At 52.9% G+C, this 1,014-nt stretch carries 2 protein-coding genes; both read left to right on the top strand.

The genetic code is table 11. The features are described from left to right. Positions 1-361: cupin domain-containing protein (locus N2315_09535; GenBank protein MCX7829412.1), on the top strand; the 361-nt coding region annotated here is incomplete at its 5' end. A gap of 19 nt (positions 362-380) precedes the next feature. Continuing rightward, positions 381-1,014: AMP-binding protein (locus N2315_09540; protein MCX7829413.1), on the top strand; the 634-nt coding region annotated here is incomplete at its 3' end.

The following is a 1,014-nucleotide window of genomic DNA, read 5'->3' on the forward strand; positions in this document are numbered from 1 at the left end:
GCTTATCACTGGCGAGGCCCCTAAACTGAGAACCTATTGTCTGACCCGTAAAGGACGAGGTCCTGAGGTGTATCGGCGCAGTTCCTACCGTTACTGGAGCCTGGCTGCCAATTTTCAACATAGAAAGGCAGAACCCTTCCTGGTGGAAATCCCCGCCGAATCGGAACAGCATCCCATTGCCCTCAACAGCCATCCCGGCCAGGAATTCGACTATGTGCTCGAAGGGACCATGCGGATTACCATTGGAACCCACGAAATGGACCTCGATGCGGGAGACGCGGTGTATTTTGATTCTTCTGAGCCCCATGGTATGAAGGCCCTGGGAGGAAAGGCGGTGCGTTTCCTCGCGGTTATTCTTTAGTTTATAGGAGCTGGCCATGTTGACAAAATATCTATCTACCCTCGAATTTTCCTCCTACGAAGATTTTGTTCAGAATTTTTCTGTCCGGGTTCCTGAAAATTTTAACTTTGCCTATGATGTAATGGATGAACTGGCTCGAAAACGGGCCAATGAACGGGCCCTGGTGTGGTGCGATGAACGGGGGGCTTCGGCGGAATTTACCTATGGCGAATTGCAAGAGCGGACGAACCAAACGGCCAACGCCCTTTCTTCCCTGGGGATTCGGAAGGGAACCCCCGTCATGCTCATCTTGAAACGGCGTTATGAATACTGGCCCACCCTGTTGGCGCTGCATAAACTGGGGGCCATCGCTATTCCCGCAACCCATCTGCTTACCCCTAAGGATATTGTGTATCGTTGTAAAGCCGCTGACATCGAAGCCATTGTGGCGGTTGATGATCCTGTCGTTATGGACCATGTGGACGAAGCAGAAAAGCAATCCCCATCGCTGCGGCACAAACTGTTTGTCCGGTCCGTACATACCCCCGCTACGGCGGACCCCGCGGCAGGGAGGAAGAACTGGCTTGATCTTAAAGAACTTGTGGCAGGACAGAGCCCGGAATTCCTCCGTCCTACCGGTAAAGAGGCAACCCAGAACAGGGATATCATGCTCC

Origin of the sequence: Thermanaerothrix sp., from assembly GCA_026417795.1 — a bacterium.
Classification (GTDB): domain Bacteria; phylum Synergistota; class Synergistia; order Synergistales; family Synergistaceae; genus Thermanaerovibrio.